Genomic DNA, 15836 nt, shown 5'->3' with positions numbered 1-15836 from the left:
AGGGTTATGCGGGCGGCCTGAGCAGTAAAATGGTGCTGCCGCTGCCGAGCCCCGCGACTTCACGCGCGGCAGGGTTTACGGCAAAAATTGCCGGGTGTATATATTCAGCCGAATGGTCTTCTGAGACAAAGAGTAATTTGCCGCCACGGATATTGGCGATGAGAAATTTTGCACCCGAGAACATGCCACCCACGGCAAGCGTGTCATTGCCGATAACCTGTATGCTGCCTGCGTCAAAAAGCGTGCTGTGAAATATCTCACGCCGCGTCGCGAGGCCGAATGCATAGAGCTGCACATAACCGCCTTCAAAACCAGCAGACAGAAAAACGGTTTGGCCATCGCCAGATATGGCGAGGTGGCGGCTCGTTTGGCGGTCTTTGGTCTGCATATCATCTGAGCTGCTCAGCGGCGTGAAGACGACAGTGCCGGCACTCTTCGCTTCGGCAAGCGCGGTACGCTGGTTCTGCGCCATTGCGGCAGGTTCGATCTCGTGCACGCGGCCATGCGCGGTGCCGAAAATGAGGCTCTTCTTGCGCGGGTTATAGGCATAGGGCAGTTGCATGTGCCCGATTTCGAAACCGGCAGGTTGATCCCAATTGGCAGTCTGCGGGTCGGCGACGATTTGCACGTCGGCGCTCTTTTTGCCTGAGACCTCATAGATCACGAGGCGACGGTCGTAGAGGTTCGGGCCTTCCATATTGTTTTTATACGAGGCGACGATGCGGCGGCCGCCTTCGATAAAGCGCGCGCTGTCGATCGACATCAGCCAGTAGGCGCCTCCGGATTCGAGGTGCTCTTTTGCCGCAGCGGCACCGGGAAAACGGTGGTCTTTGTCAGCCCGCACACTGTAAAAGGTCGAATTCTCAGGCGCAAAGGCCTTCACCACCGAACCATCGGCGCACGATCGAATGACCAGGTAGCGCTCTGAAGCCTGTACGTCAGGCCGTGTCTGTGCATTGCTGGCGAAAGTTCGCCCGTCGGGTGAGACGTCAAAAATCTCCGGGCCATCGAATTCTTTCTGGTACATCATCTTTGCCGGCTGTTTCCAGAGTTGTACACCGTCTGCGGCGTTGACCCTGAAGAGATAAAAATCCGTCGTTGAGATCAGCAGCGATTTGCCGTCAGGCAGGTATTTAAAGCTGTAGATATTCTGCCCGTCGATCTGAGGTTTTACCCGTGCAGCGACACGCCACGCCGATGCGGGATCGACCGCATTTGAACCATTGCGGTTAACAGGGGGAAATTTCAGCGAACCTGAGTTGGCACCCGTGGCAAGAGTGAGGGCAAGTACGGAAATAAAAAACAGCTTTCTCATTGCGTCATATTGCTGCATGAGCCGGGTTGGCAAGTAAAGCAGAATTGCCAGGCGGATTGATATCGAGACTACATAAGGATTCAGGTTGACTATATGACCGACCGTTCATAAAGAGCCACATGAACGATCGGTCATATATACCTCGGGATGCCGATACCGCCGTGCCCAGACTTTTGATTCCAGTGCGTGTTCTTGGCAGAGGGTTCGAAATTCCGATTATCTGGAATATCTTTGGCAGCCATGTAAAGCGGCTTGGGTTTACGCGTGTGGCTTTTGGTGGCACCTGTATGTACCTCAGTTTGCCGTTCTTTGTTATGATTCACGTCACAGGGCTTATGCTGCTGATTCAATATTTTCTGAATCCTGTTTATGCACTCAGCCGGCGCGCCATCGCCGATTACGTGATTATCGACCGCTACCGCATAGCGGGCTTAACCTTCATGGACAAGGTCAACTGCGCATTCTGCGGATACGCCAATGGCAGCGTGCATTTCTTGAATTGCTGGCTCGACGAAGTAGCCGCAGCAGCGCCACGCATTACGCTGCGCCAGAAGCTGATCGCGCTGCCGTTCTTGCTCATGTACATTCCGGTGCTGGTCATCGCACAGTGGGTAACACTGCACATCATCTATGAGCTGCTGGTCGCAACGCCCTTAGGCCTGCGCAATCTACCCGCAAACGCAGCCCGGCAGCAGCTCGATGAATTACCGGCCTATGCAGACACCCATAGCTGGTTCATGCGCGTCGTGCGCTTTGAGAAGCACTTCATCATTCGCCTGGCATACGCTCTCAGCCAGATTGAAGCAGGCTGGTGTCCGCTGAAGCACCTCGAAACCAGGCCCGGTGTGGAGTATCCAGAACACCACCGGCATTTCTACCAGGCAGATGAAGTCGAACTGATGCTGGCGACAATTGTTGACCATGGCAGCGTGCTGCCTGAAAACAAAATCTAACCCGTGCCGACTTGCGGCGGCCGTAGCCTTCTGCCTGCCGCTTTTGCCCTGCTCTGGCGATGTGACATAAGATACCTTATGGGAAGTCATGCATAAGCAGGATTCACAGGGTTGTCGCCATATTCTCCGTAAATTCCGATTTCAACCCCTCGCGCCCACAGTCGCTTGACAGCCCCTGAGGCATCGGCAGCAAAGTGCATGCTCATTACTCCCAATCTTATCCGCTGGCAATATGAGGGCTATGCGAAGTACCATGCAAACCGAGTGAATTTGTTCATCCATATACTGACAGCGCCGATCTTTTTTGCCGCAACGGTATCTCTTACCGTTCACCTTGCATTGGTCGAATGGCCTGTGGCCGCAGCGTCGTTTGGCGCCATGGTGTTTGTACTGTTGGTACAGGGATTCGGGCACAAGCGGGAAAAAGTGCCGCCTGAGCGATTTCAGTCTCCGTTAGATTTTATCGCCCGCTTCTCCATGGAAAACCTATTCACGTTCTGGCGGTTTGTCTTTTCGGGCAAATGGCGCCGGCAGTTGAACTCACCCGAATGACTCGCAGATCGCGGTCAACCCGGCATTCTGCTTCATGCCCGCCGTTCAATCATGCGCACCAGCAGCGCCGATAGAAAATACAAACCGAGCATCGGCACCATAAGCGAGAGCATCGCAAAGACGTCGGGTGGCATCACGACAATCGAGAAAACACAGAGAATAACGATCGCGTGGCGCCAGAAACGGAAGAATAAACCGCTTGAGATAATACCCATCGAGCCCAGAATCACAGAGACAATCGGCAGCTGAAAGCTGAGGCCGAACGCAACATGAAAGCCGGTGAAAAATGAGAGGTAGTCGCCAACCGTCAGGTTGATCTCGGGCCGAATTGTTTCGGTGGCTGAGATGACGAGCGCAGGCGGCAACCATTGAAAGACCAAGAAATCCGCAACGGTTTTCCAGGTGACAAGGCGCGCGAACAGCACGCCGCACCAGAAGAGCGATACCGATGAGATCAGAATCACGCTGCCCCAGCGGCGAATGCCAGCCGTGAGGGCGGGCGTGATGAACCGCCAGATCTCGAAAAGAATCATCGGAAAGCCCGCGATAAACCCCGAAAGCAGCAGCACCTTGAATTCGATCGCGAAGTTATCGCCGAGGCGTGTGGTCATGATCTTGACTGCCGGCATGCCAGGTTCGCGCGATTTGCGAATGAGGTCGGCGACCGGGCCCATGATGAACTGCCAGACTTCGCTGTAGAAAATGTAGCTCAAGGCAGCAAAAGCCACGATCCAGAGCGCGGCGCGCATGAGGCGGTTTCTGAGTTCGCCAAGGTGCTCGGCCATCGGCATGTAGCCCTGCTCTTGCCGCAGTTTTTTGATATCAGAATTCGCTGCCGCTACGCCGTCCATGGCTGCGTCAGCCCCGCCACCTCGTGGGGCACGGGCTGCCGCTGCACTATTCTCTCCGTATTGCTGATCCAGCGGCATTATGGTAGCCCCTTTTTGACTTGCTGGTAATCGTCTGCCATGCTGGTGATGATGTCGCCTGCCGGACGGATATCTGAAATCTGCGCGACGCCGTGACCCGCAGACCAGACTTCTTTCCATGATTTCGCATCGACGTTTAGACCAGTGTCTGGCTTGAAGTCAGGGTCTAGTTTATCGATCGAACGCTTGAGCCAGTTCGCGGGTATGCCTGAAATCTTCGGTGAATAGATAATTTCTTCAGGCGCAGAATCAATCAGCATCTGTTTGTATTCGTCGTATGCGTTCGCTTCGGGTGTCGCGATGAGGCGCGTCCCCACATAAACCGCGTCGGCGCCGAGCGCAAGTGCCGCTGCCATCTGCCTGCCGTTTGAGATCGCGCCCGAGGCGACGACGGGTAGATCGGGCAGCTCTTGTTTGAGGTATGGTATGAGCGCGAAGGGGCTGATCGCGCCAGCGTGCCCCCCTGCCCCCTGCGCTACGGCGATCAGCGCGTCGGCGCCCGACTTGGCGACGATGTTCGCGTGTTTCAGCGTCGTGACGTCACAGAAAACTTTTGAGCCAACGGACTTAGCTTCTTTCACGATGCTACGAGGCGAACCGAGCGACGTGATCAGAAGTTCAACCTTGAACTCGAGGCATACCTGAAACTGTTCGGCCCATTTCGGGTTATGCTCTTTGTGCAGGATAAGATTGATGCCTATGGGTTTTGAAGTGCGGGCTCTGATTTCGCTGAGGCCTTTGCGCAGTTCGTCGGTTGTGCGGTAGTTCAGAGCGGGCATCGTGCCGATACCGCCCGCATTCGAAACCGCGCAAACGAGATCGGGGTACGACACCAAAAACATCGGCGCGCCGATAATCGGCAGGTCTATGCCCAGCATGCGCGTCACCGCGGTTTCAATCTGCATGCGAACGAATGTGAAGGCGACCTGCGCCGTAAATCAGCTTAATGACTACGCGGGAACTGGCGAAGCCAAATTAAGCAGCGATTCTTCCCGGAATTTTCGGCGTGATTTCGCCGCTAGGCGAAAAATCGGCGCAAATTCCAATAGCTTGCAGAGCGAATCGACAACGATTCGCGGGGGAATTTGCGGTGATTAGCGTCGAAAATTTCGGAGAAGGATCGCGCCAGCGAGTTCCCGCGTAGTCACCATCAGGTTCCCGATGAGAGAATAAACGTGCGCAGGTAATCGAGATTCTGCCGTTTAGCCGCCGAAACCGCGAGAATTTCAAAGAATGTCTTGTTACCCGCCCAGGTTTTGGTAAGCGCTGCGAGTTCTTTCTGGTTCAGCTGGTCGACCTTGTTTAAACATAGTAATAAGGATGTATGCCTCTGCCGTGCGATTTTCGCAATTTCAAGCTCTTCTTCTTCGGGCATGCGCCTTGAGTCCATCATGAGGCAGAGCGCGCGAACGTTACGTTTACTCTGCAGATAGTCGAGCAGCATTTCAGAAAAACGGGCGCGAAAGACCGCCGAACTTTTCGCATAACCGTAACCGGGAAAATCCACAAGCATGAGGCCATTCTGATTTTCAGCGTCGTTGCCCAGTCGATATGCATGCATGAGCCGAGTGCTGCCAGGTTTCGCCGAAACCTGCGGCATCTTGTCGGCGTTGATCAACGCCCGAAGCAGCGAAGACTTGCCGCTGTTCGAACGGCCGATAAAGGCAATTTCAGTCGCGGCTGGGGGTAAAAGTTTTGCTTCGCTGAATTTACCGAGATAAGTTGCGCGAATGCGATCACCGTCATTAAAAACTTTCTTGCCGGTGATCATGAACGATTAAACTGCAGAACCGGCCCGCCGCGACAAGCGCTGCAGCGAATCTCACCCCAGTGACTCGGCGGGAACTCGCGAAGCTATAACATCGGGCGATTTTTTTTGTAATTTTCGGGGCGATTTCGCCGCGAGGCGAAAAATCGGCGTGAATTCTGGCGTCTTCGCCACTTGCAGAGCGAATCGTTACCGATTCGCGGGGGAATTTGCGCCGATTAGCGCCGAAAATTGCGGAAAAAAATCGCACCAGCGAGTTCCCGCCGAGTCACCCCAGCGGCGGCAATTTACCCGATTTTCTGAAACGGCGATAGTCGCTCAGAATTTCCGCATGGTCAAACGCCAGCGCGGGCGGCAAAGCGTTCAGCGAAAAGAGACCGAGATTTTTCGCATCGTCTGCCGCCTCGGGTTTGCCTTTTGCAGACGCTAAATAGACTGCCGAAATGGTGTGCCTACGTGGGTCGCGGCTGGGCTTCGAATAAACACCCAACAGCGATTTTAACCTCACATCAAGGCTCGTCTCTTCTTTAGCCTCCCGCCGTGCGGCGTCTTCAAGGCTTTCGCCATAGTCAACGAATCCGCCGGGAATCGCCCAGCCGAATGGCTCATGGCGCCGTTCGATCAGCACAATCTTACCGCCGATTTCAATAATGATGTCAACTGTCGGTACAGGGTTGCGGTGCGTCTTAGGGGTGCGAAAGGCGCCGAAAAGGTTTTTTAGCATCAGGTGTGCGCCGCGTTTTGCTGCGCACCGAGCCGCAGCCAAATCTTGAACTTACCGGCCTTGTCTTCATGCCATTCAACACCCGAGTCGCGCAGCTTCAGCTTCAACCGGTATTTATCCAGATCGAGCAGTTTGTCTTCCATTTGATCGTTGGTGTTGTCTGTGGCTTGCATACGCTCTCCGCATACAAGTATCGACAGGCATTGGGTGTGAAATTGAAGATTCAGGAAAACGTTATGTCACTAAAGGATGTCTTAAAGGTCGCGAACCGCGCTGAACAAGCGCGGCGCTCTGGCGGAAACCGGCCTGAATAGGCCGTTTCGCGTGTATTTGCCGCTGGTAAATGCAGCGTTTTCGGCTGAGCGGTGACTTTTAAGACTCCTCAAAGGGAGAACTTACCCAGTGAGGCATCGCGGCGAAAGAACCTTTCGATACGCTGCGTCACCTTAGGGTCTTCGGTCAAAACACCTGCGTGGTGGTGCTTCACCCGTGCATCGATGATGAGCGGCGCCTTACAGCCCCAGTGTTTATGCTGCACGTTCGCTTCAACACCGTAAATATCGCGCGCTGGGTCTGAGCGCGTAAACGTGACCCAGAGAAAATTATCCAGCGACTGCGCGGCAAATTCTGCATCGTCGACGAGCACCACGAGGGCAATGCCCGCCTCGGCGAGCGGCCGCGCAGCCGATGCAACTGTGCGCATTTCGAATTCACTTCCCTTGTAGTCTTTAAAGGCGGTCGTGCGCACCGCGAGAACACCGGGCATTGCCAGTTTCACGTCGCGAAAATTGTATCGGCTGATCGAACGTGCCGGAATTTCGGTGGCGAGTTCGCGAAGTTTGGGCCCATACGCAGCCAGCACGAGCTTTGAGCCTTCGTTTAGGCTACCACCCGAATAGTCGAGCGTATCCATCGTTGTGCGTGTCTGAAAGTGCAGATCGCGTGAGAAGTCGAGACGCTCGAGTACGTAGCGCAAAAACTCTTCAACGCGGTGCACCGAGAGGCGGGCTGCACCTTCTTCAGCCGCGATGAACAGATATTTCGCGAGCGACATCTGGTTGAACCCCAGAATCGCATTTGCCTGCGTCAGAATTTCACGAGGTTGCGGAGCCAGATATGGCATGTACCGCTCAGAACCGACTGCCAGAAGCAGCGGGTGCACACCCGCTGCATCGACTGCGTGCACTGCGCGCACTCCCGGTATCTCATTTTCAATCAGACCGTCTGTCAGTTCGTGAATAAGTCTACCAAACGCTGAATCTTCTTGCGGGGGCCTGCCGACCACCGTAAACGGCCAGATCGCATGACGCCTGCGCGCCAGAATCTTTTTGACGCGCAATACCGGAAAATCATGCGTCAAGCTGTAATAACCGAGATGGTCGCCGAACGGCCCTTCGGGCAGCGTCTCATTGGGTGAGATCTCGCCGTGAATAAAAAAATCCGCCTGAGGCGAAAGAAGATAACCCTGGCGGCGCCGGTACCTGAACATGCGCCGGCCTAACATCGAGGCAAAGATGAGCTCTGAAATTGTTTCAGGTAGCGGCATTACCGCCGCGAGCATCAGCGCCGGCGGGCCACCGACAATCACCGTCACCTTGAGCGGCTGCTTCATTTTCGCCGCCGCGGTGTGGTGAATGCCAATACCGCGGTGCAGCTGGTAGTGTATCCCCATCGTCTGATCGTCGCTGTAGCTGTTGCCACTCGTTTGCACGCGGTACATACCGAGATTCGAGCGCATAACGCCGGGGTGTTCCGGGTGCTCGGTATAGACAAGCGGCAGCGTGACAAAATTGCCACCGTCTTTGGGCCACGACTTGGTGACCGGCACCCGCGTGATCGACACGGGGTCAAAGCTGCCCGCAAAGATTGCGGGGCGTGGCAGCGCAAGCACGCCGATCTTGATCGCGCTGAAAAAAGTACGCGGATTCAGAACCGACATCGGTCTTTTTCTGAGTTGCAGAACTTCGCGCACGGCCGAAAATGAATCACGAAACAGAAAATGCGAACGCTCGCCCGTACCGAAAAGGTTCGATACCGCGGGAAAATCCCTGCCCTTGATATTCTCAAAAAACAGCGCGGGGCCCTGCTGCGCATTGATGCGCCGGTGCACGGCGGCCATCTCTAAATCGCTGTCGATCTCTTCACTGACGCGAATCAGCCGGCCGTGTTTCTCGAGGTCTCTTACGGTATCATAAAGAGTCGCGTAGCCCATAATCAGTTGACGCCGCGCCGTCTGCCTGGCATTACCGGCTCATCGCCGTGCGCATTTCAAAGATTGCTTCGTCTAACCCTACGGCCAGACTGCGCGCAATAATCGCATGGCCGATATTGAGTTCGGTAATACCTTCAATCGCAGCAATTTCGGTGACATTAAAATAGTTCAGGCCGTGGCCGGCGTGTACTTCGAGACCAAACTCGAGCGCGGCAGTGGTTGCCGATTCAAGGCGTTTCAGCTCATTCTTGCGCTGCGGCAGGTGGGTGAAAGAACGTGCATAAGCGCCGGTATGGAATTCGATACCACGCGCCCCTGTCGCTGCGGCGGCTTTGACCGAAAAAATGTCGGGCTCAATAAAAAGAAACACTTCGATGCCCTTTGCCTGCAGGCGCTCCGTGAAGCTCTTTACCGTGTCGGCAAACTGGCCGACATTGAGACCTCCCTCAGTCGTAATCTCTTCGCGCCTTTCGGGCACAATGCATGCGGTCGAGGGTTGCAGTTTCAACGCGATCGCGAGAATTTCTTCTGAGAGTGCCATTTCAAAATTCAGCGGTACTTTCAGGTGTTTCTTGAGATCAAAGACGTCGGCGTCACGAATATGCCGCCTGTCTTCGCGCAGATGCACCGTGATAAGGTCGGCACCCGCATTCTGCGCGATGAGCGCAAGTTCAATGAGCGCCGGGTCGTTTTCTCCTCGTGCATTGCGCAGCGTCGCGACATGGTCAATATTCACGCCGAGTTTTATCATCGCATTTTCAAAAGGCATGTCGGGGGTTTCCTTTAAGGGTCTTTCTTTGCATATTCGGGTTTTACAGAAAAACGAATGTTGACCCGGTCGGGCGTGATGCTCAAGATCTGCACCTTGCGCGAACCGTTCAGAATTCGGCCTTTGACCGGCACACCCGATTCATTCGCGTAGGGCAAGATACTGCCGGTGCGGCTGTTGTAGCGTGTGTCTTCGGCGTTGACGTATATATAAATATCGCTGGGCTTGAGTTTCTTAACCGCTGCGCTCTCACCCTGAACCTGAACCTGCACGGTCTGGTCTGAGAGCGCTGCGTTGAGGGCAGCGTCAAGATTCTGCACCCTGACCGAAATCTGGTCGAACTGCTGCTCTTCGCTGTACGTCTTTGGTACAAAGTCGATGCGCACGTTCACGCTGCGCACTTTGTCGGTTGAAACCTGATCGGGTATGCGCAGGTTTATTTTGCGTGTAATGGTTTTAGACGCGCCTTCGATGTCGACCGCTTCGGTATCGAGCGCCTGCAGAGACGACACCACAGCTTCAGGCCCGTCGATTTCGATCTGCTGCGGATTCGCGCCCGCCTTCTGCAATTTAAATGCTGCATCAGGATTTCCACTCGTCACGACTTTGACCGGCACAACCTTCGATGCGCCCGCTTCCAGGCCGACGGTAAGCGTGTCGGGTTTCGATGCGACCTCGACACGTTCGGGCAACTGCCGTGCGTCAAATATCAATGGATAGTTCGCATCGCCGCCGCGCGCATTGGCGAGATTCACCTCGGCCTTGATGCCCGTCGTCGAAAATTTCAGAAATTCATCACGACCCCTGACCGTGATCTTCACGAAACGTGCCTGCCCCTGCTTCAAATAAAGGTTTGCCGGCTTTTTGATATATTCGACCGGAATGTTCAGCGAAGTCTGCGTCACGCGCGCAACCTCGACATAAAACCACAGGCCACAACCGATAACGAAGCACACAATCTTCGCCACGTAATCTTCGATAAAGATATAGTACAATATGCGGCGTATCATTTCGCTTTCCACTCTTCAGCGAGCGTGTTGAGGTTAAAGGCATTGAGCAACCGGCGCAGCTCGGCCAGGTCGACGTTCTCTTTCATTTCACCGAGAAACGCGAGCGCGATTTTGCCGTTGGTTTCAGAGATCACGATCACGAGCGCGTCAGAATCTTCGCTGAGGCCCAGAGCGGCGCGGTGCCTGGCGCCGTAAGATCTTTTGATTTCAGCCGAGGCCGTCATGGGCAAATAGCACGCGGCCGAAATCAGCGTCTGCCCTTCAAGAATCACCGCGCCGTCGTGCAGCGGGTTCTTGCCGTGAAAAATCGCTGCAAGCAGTTCGCGCGAGACACGGCCGGCGATCTGCACCCCCGACTCGCTGTATTGCCTCAGCCCTACTTTGTGCACAATCGCAATCAGCGCGCCACAGCGGGTTTCGCCCATTTGTTTGCATGCGGCGATTATTTCGTCTACCGGCACCTGCTGCACCTGAATCAGCGTTCTGTACCAGCGCGCCTGGCCAATCTGGTAAAACAACCTGCGGAGTTCGGGCTGCAAGACAACCAGAATCGCAATCACAAAATACGCCGAGATAGAATCGAAGAGCCAGCTCAGGGTTTCGAGCTGACCGCGGTGGCTTAGAAAAGTCAGCGCCAGAAAGAGCGCCACGCCACCCAAGATCGGTACGGCACGGCTTTGCCTCACGAGCCGGTAACCGTAATAGACGACCAGTGTGACGAGAACGATGTCAACGATGTCTCGCGGGCTAAAGTTCATAGTGCTGAATCGCTGAAATCACCTTTAGTGTTTCGGCCATCTCTTTCACATCGTGAACACGCAGAATATCGAGGCCGCGTAAAGTTAAATACGTTTGCACGGCCAATGTACCGATCAGCCGGTCAGCCGGGTCACTCTTGCCTGTAAAGTGGCCAATAAACGATTTTCGCGAAACTCCCGCGAGCAGCCTCACACCGTGCGCCGAGAATATTTCATGCCGGGCAATCAGTTCAAGATTATGCTCTGCAAGTTTACCAAAACCAATGCCGGTATCCCAGATGATCTGTGTCCTTTTTGCGCCGGCCGCGGCGAGCTTCTCAGTGTGCTCTTGCAGGTATGCCAGCACTTCGGCTGTGGCATTGCCATAGGTTGCCGCCTGCTGCATCGTCTTCGGGTCGCCTTTGGTATGCATCAGTACATAGTCGCAGCCGCTCTTGCCCACGAGCTCGTAAATCGCGTCATCGCCGCCGCTCACGTCATTGATCGTCGTGACGCCCTTGTCGAGGCAGGCACGCATCACGGCAATATCGCGCGTGTCGACAGAGATTCTGCTGAGATTGTTCTGCCCGTGAACTGCGGCAAATTGATCAATAAAGGGGAAAAGTACGTTCAGCTGGTCGGTCGCTGAAATCGTCTCAGCCCCCGGCCTCGTGCTCTCGGCGCCGACGTCGATTTTGGCAGCACCGTCGGCAAGCATCTGCGCAGCGCGGTTCAGCGCACCTAAACCCTCAGCGCGTGAACCCGCAAAAAACGAATTGGGCGTAAGATTGATGACTCCCCAGAGCTGCACTCGCTCCCCCCTACCGCCCTTTCCCCGCACGCGGGGTGAGGAGCCCGCAGGGCCGAGGGGGGACAGAGAGCTATCAGAATGCAAAATTCAATTCGCCAAAATACTGGAACTCGCGACCGAGTACGTCACGGTTCGCAGAGATGGCCATCTGGAAAGTTTTGCCGATATTTGCGCCGAGGCCAATCGCCGGGCGTGAACCGTTGAGGCCCAGCATCGCGTACATGTATTTATTGAATCCATAAGCCATGCCCATGTTGAGCCTGACGCCGTCGCCTTCGGGTTTATCGAGGTTTGCCGTAAAGCCAAGCACGAGCTTGAAGTTTGAATTCGGCGGCGGTGCCTGAATCTGCATCGAGAAGCTGAAAAGCGTATCGAGCTTACCGACTTCTTTAAAGCCTGAGTTGGTACGGCTTTGTATGGCGCCGAGATTCTTGATATCTGCGGCGACGGCGAGAAGCGGCGGCAACACGACGACCTGCGCACCGACGTTCACGCCGGCACCGTTGACAGCGCCCCCCGCAAGGTCTTCGCGCACGGCAAAACCGCTGAGGCCCAGCCTCACGGGGCCAGAACCCCAGCCATAGCCGAGATAACCCGCATATGAATTGTTTGCTGTGCTGCCAGTCGCATTACCCGCCGCATCGTAGGTCGATATCGACTGAATTCGCGTTCCACCGACACCTGCTGCAAGCCCGCCGCCCAGCGCTGAAACACCCGCCGCGCCAAAGTACATGAGGCGCCCGTTTGAAAGGTAACCCGCTGAAGTGTTCAGCTGCGCCTGAAAGCCACGTTCGGTGATTTCGACTGTTTTTGATTCTTTGCTGCCCGAAGTGTTCTGGTCTTCGAGTAATTTGTTAAACTCTTCGTCGTCGCCCGCTGGCTTTTCAGCCGTTTTAGGGGCTTCGATTGTCTGCGTCGTACGCTTTTCAGAATATATCTGCGCGAGGCCTGCTGGGTTCCAGTAGACGGCTGACGGGTCTGACACGACCACGCCGTACGCATTGCCGAGTCCGACGCTCTTGGCGCCGAAGCCCTGTTCTAAGAATTCTGCCGATGAGGTTCGGGCTTCGAGCACCGTTGCTGAAAGCAGCGCGAGGGTCAATATTTTGATGTATTTCATAGATCCTCAGTTATTGTACGATCAGCTTGAACATGCTGTCGGCATTCGTGACAGTCGTTGCACTCGTCGTGATGACTTTCACATAATAGACACCCGGCGCAACGCGCGTACCGCCTGAATCGACGCCACCCCAGACAAGTTTCTTGTTGGTACCGGTATCGATCGGGGCAATATTTGCCCGGTAGACTTCGGCGAGGTTGAAGTCGTAAATGATGAGGTCGTTCTGTGCGGCAAACGCCGATCCGTCAGTGCGCTCGATCGTGAGCACTCCCGCTGTCGGGTTGTAAGGGTTTGGGTATGCCTTGATGATATTGGCGTCGTCTTGCGGCATGTTGCTGCACCCGGCTTGCAGCGTGACCGCCGCGATAATTGCATAGCGAAGAAATTTCATAGTGCTCCTGTGGTGTTAACGGATAAGCTGCTTTGCGGCGTTCTTCTGAACCTCGCGGGCAACATCTTTGATAGATTCTTCAAGAAACTCGAGAACGTACTTAAGGCTTTTGTCATCCATCGGGTGAAACGCATCGAGGCCACGGTGTTCCTGGTAGCGCTGGTAGCCCATGTTGATCTGCGTGATATAATCAGCAGGTTTCATACCAATGATGCCGATTTCAGTCTTTAACTCGCGATAGAGTTTTTCGAACTGGTGAATCTGCGCCGGACTGATGGTGCTGTGAAACTGATTCAGAAAAGCCTCGTTGAGCGGGCGTTTGCCCGCGATCAGCAACGGCTCTTTCGCGTCGTATAACAGCTTATCTGACATGACTTTATGTATCCCCGTCGTTCACAGCTTCTGTTCGGGCCAGCCTTAAACGTAACATTTCAAGTATCGGCCAGTCTGTCTACAATCTTGCGCCCAACTCTGCCCCTTCGGCGATGGCACGTTTGGCGTCGAGTTCGCCGGCTTCTTTGGCGCCGCCAATAATGTGAACGTTGATGCCGGCGTCTTTCAGAGGCGCTTCGAGTTCACGGTTGGGTTCCTGGCCCGCGCAGACGACTACCGTGTCGCAGGGCAGAACTTTCGTTTCGCCCTTGAGTCCGTAATGCAGGCCTTGGTCGTCGATTTTTTCGTAGGTCACGTTTGAAACCTGCGCAACGCCGCGCTCTTCGAGGGTGATCTTGTGCACCCAGCCGGTGGTCTTGCCAAGCGTTGAGCCGAATTTGCCCTTGCTGCGCTTGAACATGGTCACGCTGCGCGGAGATTTCTTGTGCTCGGCTGATTTTTCTTTCAGGCCGGCACGCGTCGAAACGGTGAGGTCAAAGCCCCATTCTTTCGCAAATTCGTCAGGCTTTGCCCAGGTCGCATGGCCCCCGTCGGTGAGGTAGAGCGCCGTATCGTAACCGATACCACCGCCGCCCACGATTGCGACATTTTTGCCGACAGGCTTTTTGTCGCGCAGCACATCGAGATAGCTCAGCACGCGTACCGAATCACCACCGGGAATCGCAAGCTTACGCGGAATGATGCCCGTAGCCAGAATCACCTCTTGAAAGCCGCCGGCCACAAGTTCGGCTGCCGTCACCTTCTTGCCGAGTTCGACGTGCACGTTGTGTTCTTTCAGCATGTTGCCAAAATAGCGAATCGTTTCATCAAATTCGGTTTTGGAGGGTATTTCTCGCGCAACATTCAGCTGCCCGCCGATTTTGCTGGCGGCGTCAAACAGGGTCACGTTGTGGCCGCGCTCGGCTAGCACCGTGGACGCAGATAGACCTGCCGGGCCTGCACCGACAACCGCGATCTTTTTCGGCGCCGCTGTCTTGACATAGTTCAGATTCGTCTCGTTACACGCGCGCGGGTTCACGAGGCAGCTCGTGAGTTTGCCGCCAAATGTATGGTCGAGGCAGGCCTGGTTACACGCGATGCAGGTGTTGATCAGGTGTCCCTTATCTGCACGGGCCTTGGCGACAAATTCTGCGTCCGCGAGAAAGGGACGCGCCATCGAGACGAGGTCGGCATCGCCGCGCGCAATGATCGCTTCGGCAAGCTCTGGATTATTGATGCGGTTCGATGTCACGACCGGTAGTCTGACTTCTTTCTTGAGCTTTGCCGTGACGGCGCTGAAAGCACCGCGCGGTACGACCATCGCAATCGTCGGTATGCGTGCTTCATGCCAGCCGATGCCGGTGTTGATAATCGTTGCCCCGGCTGCCTCGATCGCTTTACCGAGTTCGACAACCTCTTCCCAGCTTGAGCCGCCATCGACGAGATCGAGCAACGACAAGCGATAGATGATAATGAATTTTTCCCCGACGGCTTTACGCACGGCCTTCACAACTTCGATGGGAAACCGCATGCGCTTTTCGTAACTGCCGCCCCATTCGTCGTCGCGATTGTTGGTGCGCACGGCGGTGAACTGGTTAATGAGATAGCCTTCGCTCCCCATAATTTCGACGCCGTCATACCCGGCCCGCTGCGCGAGTTTGGCACAGGTCGCGTAATCGGCGACCGTTTGCCAGACCTCTTCGCTCGTCATCTTTTTCGGCTTCACAAAATTAATCGGCGCCTGAATTTCAGACGCACCCACGGCTTCGCGGTGGTAACCGTAACGCCCGGTATGCAGAATCTGCATCGCGATGAGCCCGCCATTGGCATGGACTGCCTCGGTTATAACGCGGTGCTCGTCAGATTCATGCTCCGTATCCATCTTGGCGGCGCCGGTAAAAACCCGCCCCGCAGGGTTCGGAGCTATACCGCCCGTGACGATGAGCCCTGCCTCGCCCCTCGCCCGCTCTGCATAGAAGGCTGCCAGCCGTTTAAAGCCCCCTTCAGTCTCTTCAAGCGCAGTGTGCATAGACCCCATAATCGACCGGTTACGCAGGCGCGTGTACCCCAGATCGAGAGGTTCAAGAAAATGCGGATAACGAGAGTGCTGCGAGGCCATGTCAGACATGGGGACTGATTGCAGAACAGAAACAGAGGTTCAAACAGTTCTTGG

17 protein-coding genes are annotated in these 15836 nt (G+C 55.2%); 2 read left to right on the top strand and 15 right to left on the bottom strand.

The features are described 5' to 3' along the window. Positions 1 to 4: 4 nt before the first annotated feature. The gene (locus tag TURPA_RS16210; protein WP_041949497.1) at positions 5 to 1315 is read right to left on the bottom strand and encodes a hypothetical protein; all 1311 of its coding nucleotides are present in this window, start codon (positions 1313 to 1315) and stop codon (positions 5 to 7) included. 119 nt (positions 1316 to 1434) lie between these two features. Here TURPA_RS16210 and TURPA_RS22185 point away from each other — a divergent pair, with 119 nt between their 5' ends. Together TURPA_RS22185 and TURPA_RS16200 are read left to right on the top strand one after the other, a co-directional pair. Continuing rightward, positions 1435 to 2268, top strand: coding sequence for a hypothetical protein (locus tag TURPA_RS22185; protein WP_014804388.1), 834 nt, complete (start codon positions 1435 to 1437; stop codon positions 2266 to 2268). Between the two features lie 198 nt (positions 2269 to 2466). Further along, on the top strand, positions 2467 to 2820 hold the full coding sequence (locus TURPA_RS16200; RefSeq protein ID WP_014804387.1) for an Mpo1-like protein: 354 nt from the start codon (positions 2467 to 2469) through the stop codon (positions 2818 to 2820). Between the two features lie 32 nt (positions 2821 to 2852). Here TURPA_RS16200 and tatC read toward each other — a convergent pair whose 3' ends face one another. The 14 genes from tatC to TURPA_RS16130 form a co-directional block, all read right to left on the bottom strand. Continuing rightward, positions 2853 to 3671, bottom strand: coding sequence for a twin-arginine translocase subunit TatC (gene tatC, locus TURPA_RS16195; RefSeq protein ID WP_041948579.1), 819 nt, complete (start codon positions 3669 to 3671; stop codon positions 2853 to 2855). 77 nt (positions 3672 to 3748) lie between these two features. Further along, positions 3749 to 4654 carry an NAD(P)H-dependent flavin oxidoreductase gene (locus tag TURPA_RS16190; RefSeq protein WP_014804385.1) on the bottom strand — a complete coding sequence of 302 codons (906 nt, stop codon included), beginning with the start codon at positions 4652 to 4654 and terminating at the stop codon, positions 3749 to 3751. A gap of 245 nt (positions 4655 to 4899) precedes the next feature. Further along, positions 4900 to 5520 carry a ribosome biogenesis GTP-binding protein YihA/YsxC gene (gene yihA, locus TURPA_RS22180; protein ID WP_014804384.1) on the bottom strand — a complete coding sequence of 207 codons (621 nt, stop codon included), beginning with the start codon at positions 5518 to 5520 and terminating at the stop codon, positions 4900 to 4902. Positions 5521 to 5785: 265 nt separating this feature from the next. Continuing rightward, positions 5786 to 6241 carry an NUDIX domain-containing protein gene (locus TURPA_RS16175; RefSeq protein ID WP_014804383.1) on the bottom strand — a complete coding sequence of 152 codons (456 nt, stop codon included), beginning with the start codon at positions 6239 to 6241 and terminating at the stop codon, positions 5786 to 5788. Continuing rightward, a complete protein-coding gene (locus tag TURPA_RS23495) occupies positions 6241 to 6414 on the bottom strand; it encodes a hypothetical protein (protein ID WP_014804382.1) in 174 nt (57 codons plus the stop codon). The genes TURPA_RS16175 and TURPA_RS23495 overlap by 1 nt, the downstream gene beginning before the upstream one ends. Before the next feature lie 209 nt (positions 6415 to 6623). Then, the gene (locus tag TURPA_RS16170; RefSeq protein WP_014804381.1) at positions 6624 to 8453 is read right to left on the bottom strand and encodes a UbiD family decarboxylase; all 1830 of its coding nucleotides are present in this window, start codon (positions 8451 to 8453) and stop codon (positions 6624 to 6626) included. 31 nt (positions 8454 to 8484) lie between these two features. Then, positions 8485 to 9222, bottom strand: coding sequence for a pyridoxine 5'-phosphate synthase (locus tag TURPA_RS16165; RefSeq protein ID WP_014804380.1), 738 nt, complete (start codon positions 9220 to 9222; stop codon positions 8485 to 8487). A 14-nt stretch (positions 9223 to 9236) separates the two neighbouring features. Continuing rightward, entirely contained in the window at positions 9237 to 10232 is a 996-nt protein-coding gene (locus tag TURPA_RS16160; protein ID WP_014804379.1) for a CdaR family protein, read from the bottom strand. After that, the gene (gene cdaA / locus TURPA_RS16155; RefSeq protein WP_014804378.1) at positions 10229 to 10990 is read right to left on the bottom strand and encodes a diadenylate cyclase CdaA; all 762 of its coding nucleotides are present in this window, start codon (positions 10988 to 10990) and stop codon (positions 10229 to 10231) included. The genes TURPA_RS16160 and cdaA overlap by 4 nt, the downstream gene beginning before the upstream one ends. After that, the gene (gene folP, locus TURPA_RS16150) at positions 10980 to 11780 is read right to left on the bottom strand and encodes a dihydropteroate synthase (RefSeq protein ID WP_041948577.1); all 801 of its coding nucleotides are present in this window, start codon (positions 11778 to 11780) and stop codon (positions 10980 to 10982) included. The genes cdaA and folP overlap by 11 nt, the downstream gene beginning before the upstream one ends. A gap of 73 nt (positions 11781 to 11853) precedes the next feature. Further along, entirely contained in the window at positions 11854 to 12900 is a 1047-nt protein-coding gene (locus TURPA_RS16145) for a hypothetical protein (protein ID WP_014804376.1), read from the bottom strand. A 10-nt stretch (positions 12901 to 12910) separates the two neighbouring features. Then, complete coding sequence (locus TURPA_RS16140) at positions 12911 to 13291, bottom strand: T9SS type B sorting domain-containing protein (RefSeq protein ID WP_014804375.1); 381 nt, start codon at positions 13289 to 13291, stop codon at positions 12911 to 12913. 15 nt (positions 13292 to 13306) lie between these two features. Beyond that, on the bottom strand, positions 13307 to 13663 hold the full coding sequence (locus TURPA_RS16135) for a hypothetical protein (RefSeq protein WP_014804374.1): 357 nt from the start codon (positions 13661 to 13663) through the stop codon (positions 13307 to 13309). Positions 13664 to 13742: 79 nt separating this feature from the next. Further along, positions 13743 to 15791: an NADPH-dependent 2,4-dienoyl-CoA reductase gene (locus TURPA_RS16130; RefSeq protein WP_014804373.1), complete on the bottom strand. Its 2049-nt coding sequence runs from the start codon at positions 15789 to 15791 to the stop codon at positions 13743 to 13745. Positions 15792 to 15836: the final 45 nt, after the last annotated feature.

It is taken from the genome of Turneriella parva DSM 21527, from assembly GCF_000266885.1.
GTDB classification, from domain to species: Bacteria; Spirochaetota; Leptospiria; order Turneriellales; family Turneriellaceae; genus Turneriella; species Turneriella parva.
This window is presented reverse-complemented; position numbering and strand designations above follow the sequence as displayed.

Bases quoted from the DNA above. Each gene is read 5' to 3' on its own strand.
- TURPA_RS16170 (WP_014804381.1), bottom strand. From the start codon at position 8,453: ATGGGCTACGCGACTCTTTATGATACCGTAAGAGACCTCGAGAAACAC.
- yihA (WP_014804384.1), bottom strand. From the start codon at position 5,520: ATGATCACCGGCAAGAAAGTTTTTAATGACGGTGATCGCATTCGCGCA.
- cdaA (WP_014804378.1), bottom strand. From the start codon at position 10,990: ATGAACTTTAGCCCGCGAGACATCGTTGACATCGTTCTCGTCACACTG.
- TURPA_RS16165 (WP_014804380.1), bottom strand. From the start codon at position 9,222: ATGCCTTTTGAAAATGCGATGATAAAACTCGGCGTGAATATTGACCAT.
- TURPA_RS22185 (WP_014804388.1), top strand. From the start codon at position 1,435: ATGAACGATCGGTCATATATACCTCGGGATGCCGATACCGCCGTGCCC.
- TURPA_RS23495 (WP_014804382.1), bottom strand. From the start codon at position 6,414: ATGCAAGCCACAGACAACACCAACGATCAAATGGAAGACAAACTGCTC.
- TURPA_RS16210 (WP_041949497.1), bottom strand. From the start codon at position 1,315: ATGAGAAAGCTGTTTTTTATTTCCGTACTTGCCCTCACTCTTGCCACG.
- TURPA_RS16160 (WP_014804379.1), bottom strand. From the start codon at position 10,232: ATGATACGCCGCATATTGTACTATATCTTTATCGAAGATTACGTGGCG.
- TURPA_RS16200 (WP_014804387.1), top strand. From the start codon at position 2,467: ATGCTCATTACTCCCAATCTTATCCGCTGGCAATATGAGGGCTATGCG.
- TURPA_RS16130 (WP_014804373.1), bottom strand. From the start codon at position 15,791: ATGTCTGACATGGCCTCGCAGCACTCTCGTTATCCGCATTTTCTTGAA.
- TURPA_RS16140 (WP_014804375.1), bottom strand. From the start codon at position 13,291: ATGAAATTTCTTCGCTATGCAATTATCGCGGCGGTCACGCTGCAAGCC.
- tatC (WP_041948579.1), bottom strand. From the start codon at position 3,671: ATGGACGGCGTAGCGGCAGCGAATTCTGATATCAAAAAACTGCGGCAA.
- TURPA_RS16190 (WP_014804385.1), bottom strand. From the start codon at position 4,654: ATGCAGATTGAAACCGCGGTGACGCGCATGCTGGGCATAGACCTGCCG.
- TURPA_RS16175 (WP_014804383.1), bottom strand. From the start codon at position 6,241: ATGCTAAAAAACCTTTTCGGCGCCTTTCGCACCCCTAAGACGCACCGC.
- TURPA_RS16145 (WP_014804376.1), bottom strand. From the start codon at position 12,900: ATGAAATACATCAAAATATTGACCCTCGCGCTGCTTTCAGCAACGGTG.
- TURPA_RS16135 (WP_014804374.1), bottom strand. From the start codon at position 13,663: ATGTCAGATAAGCTGTTATACGACGCGAAAGAGCCGTTGCTGATCGCG.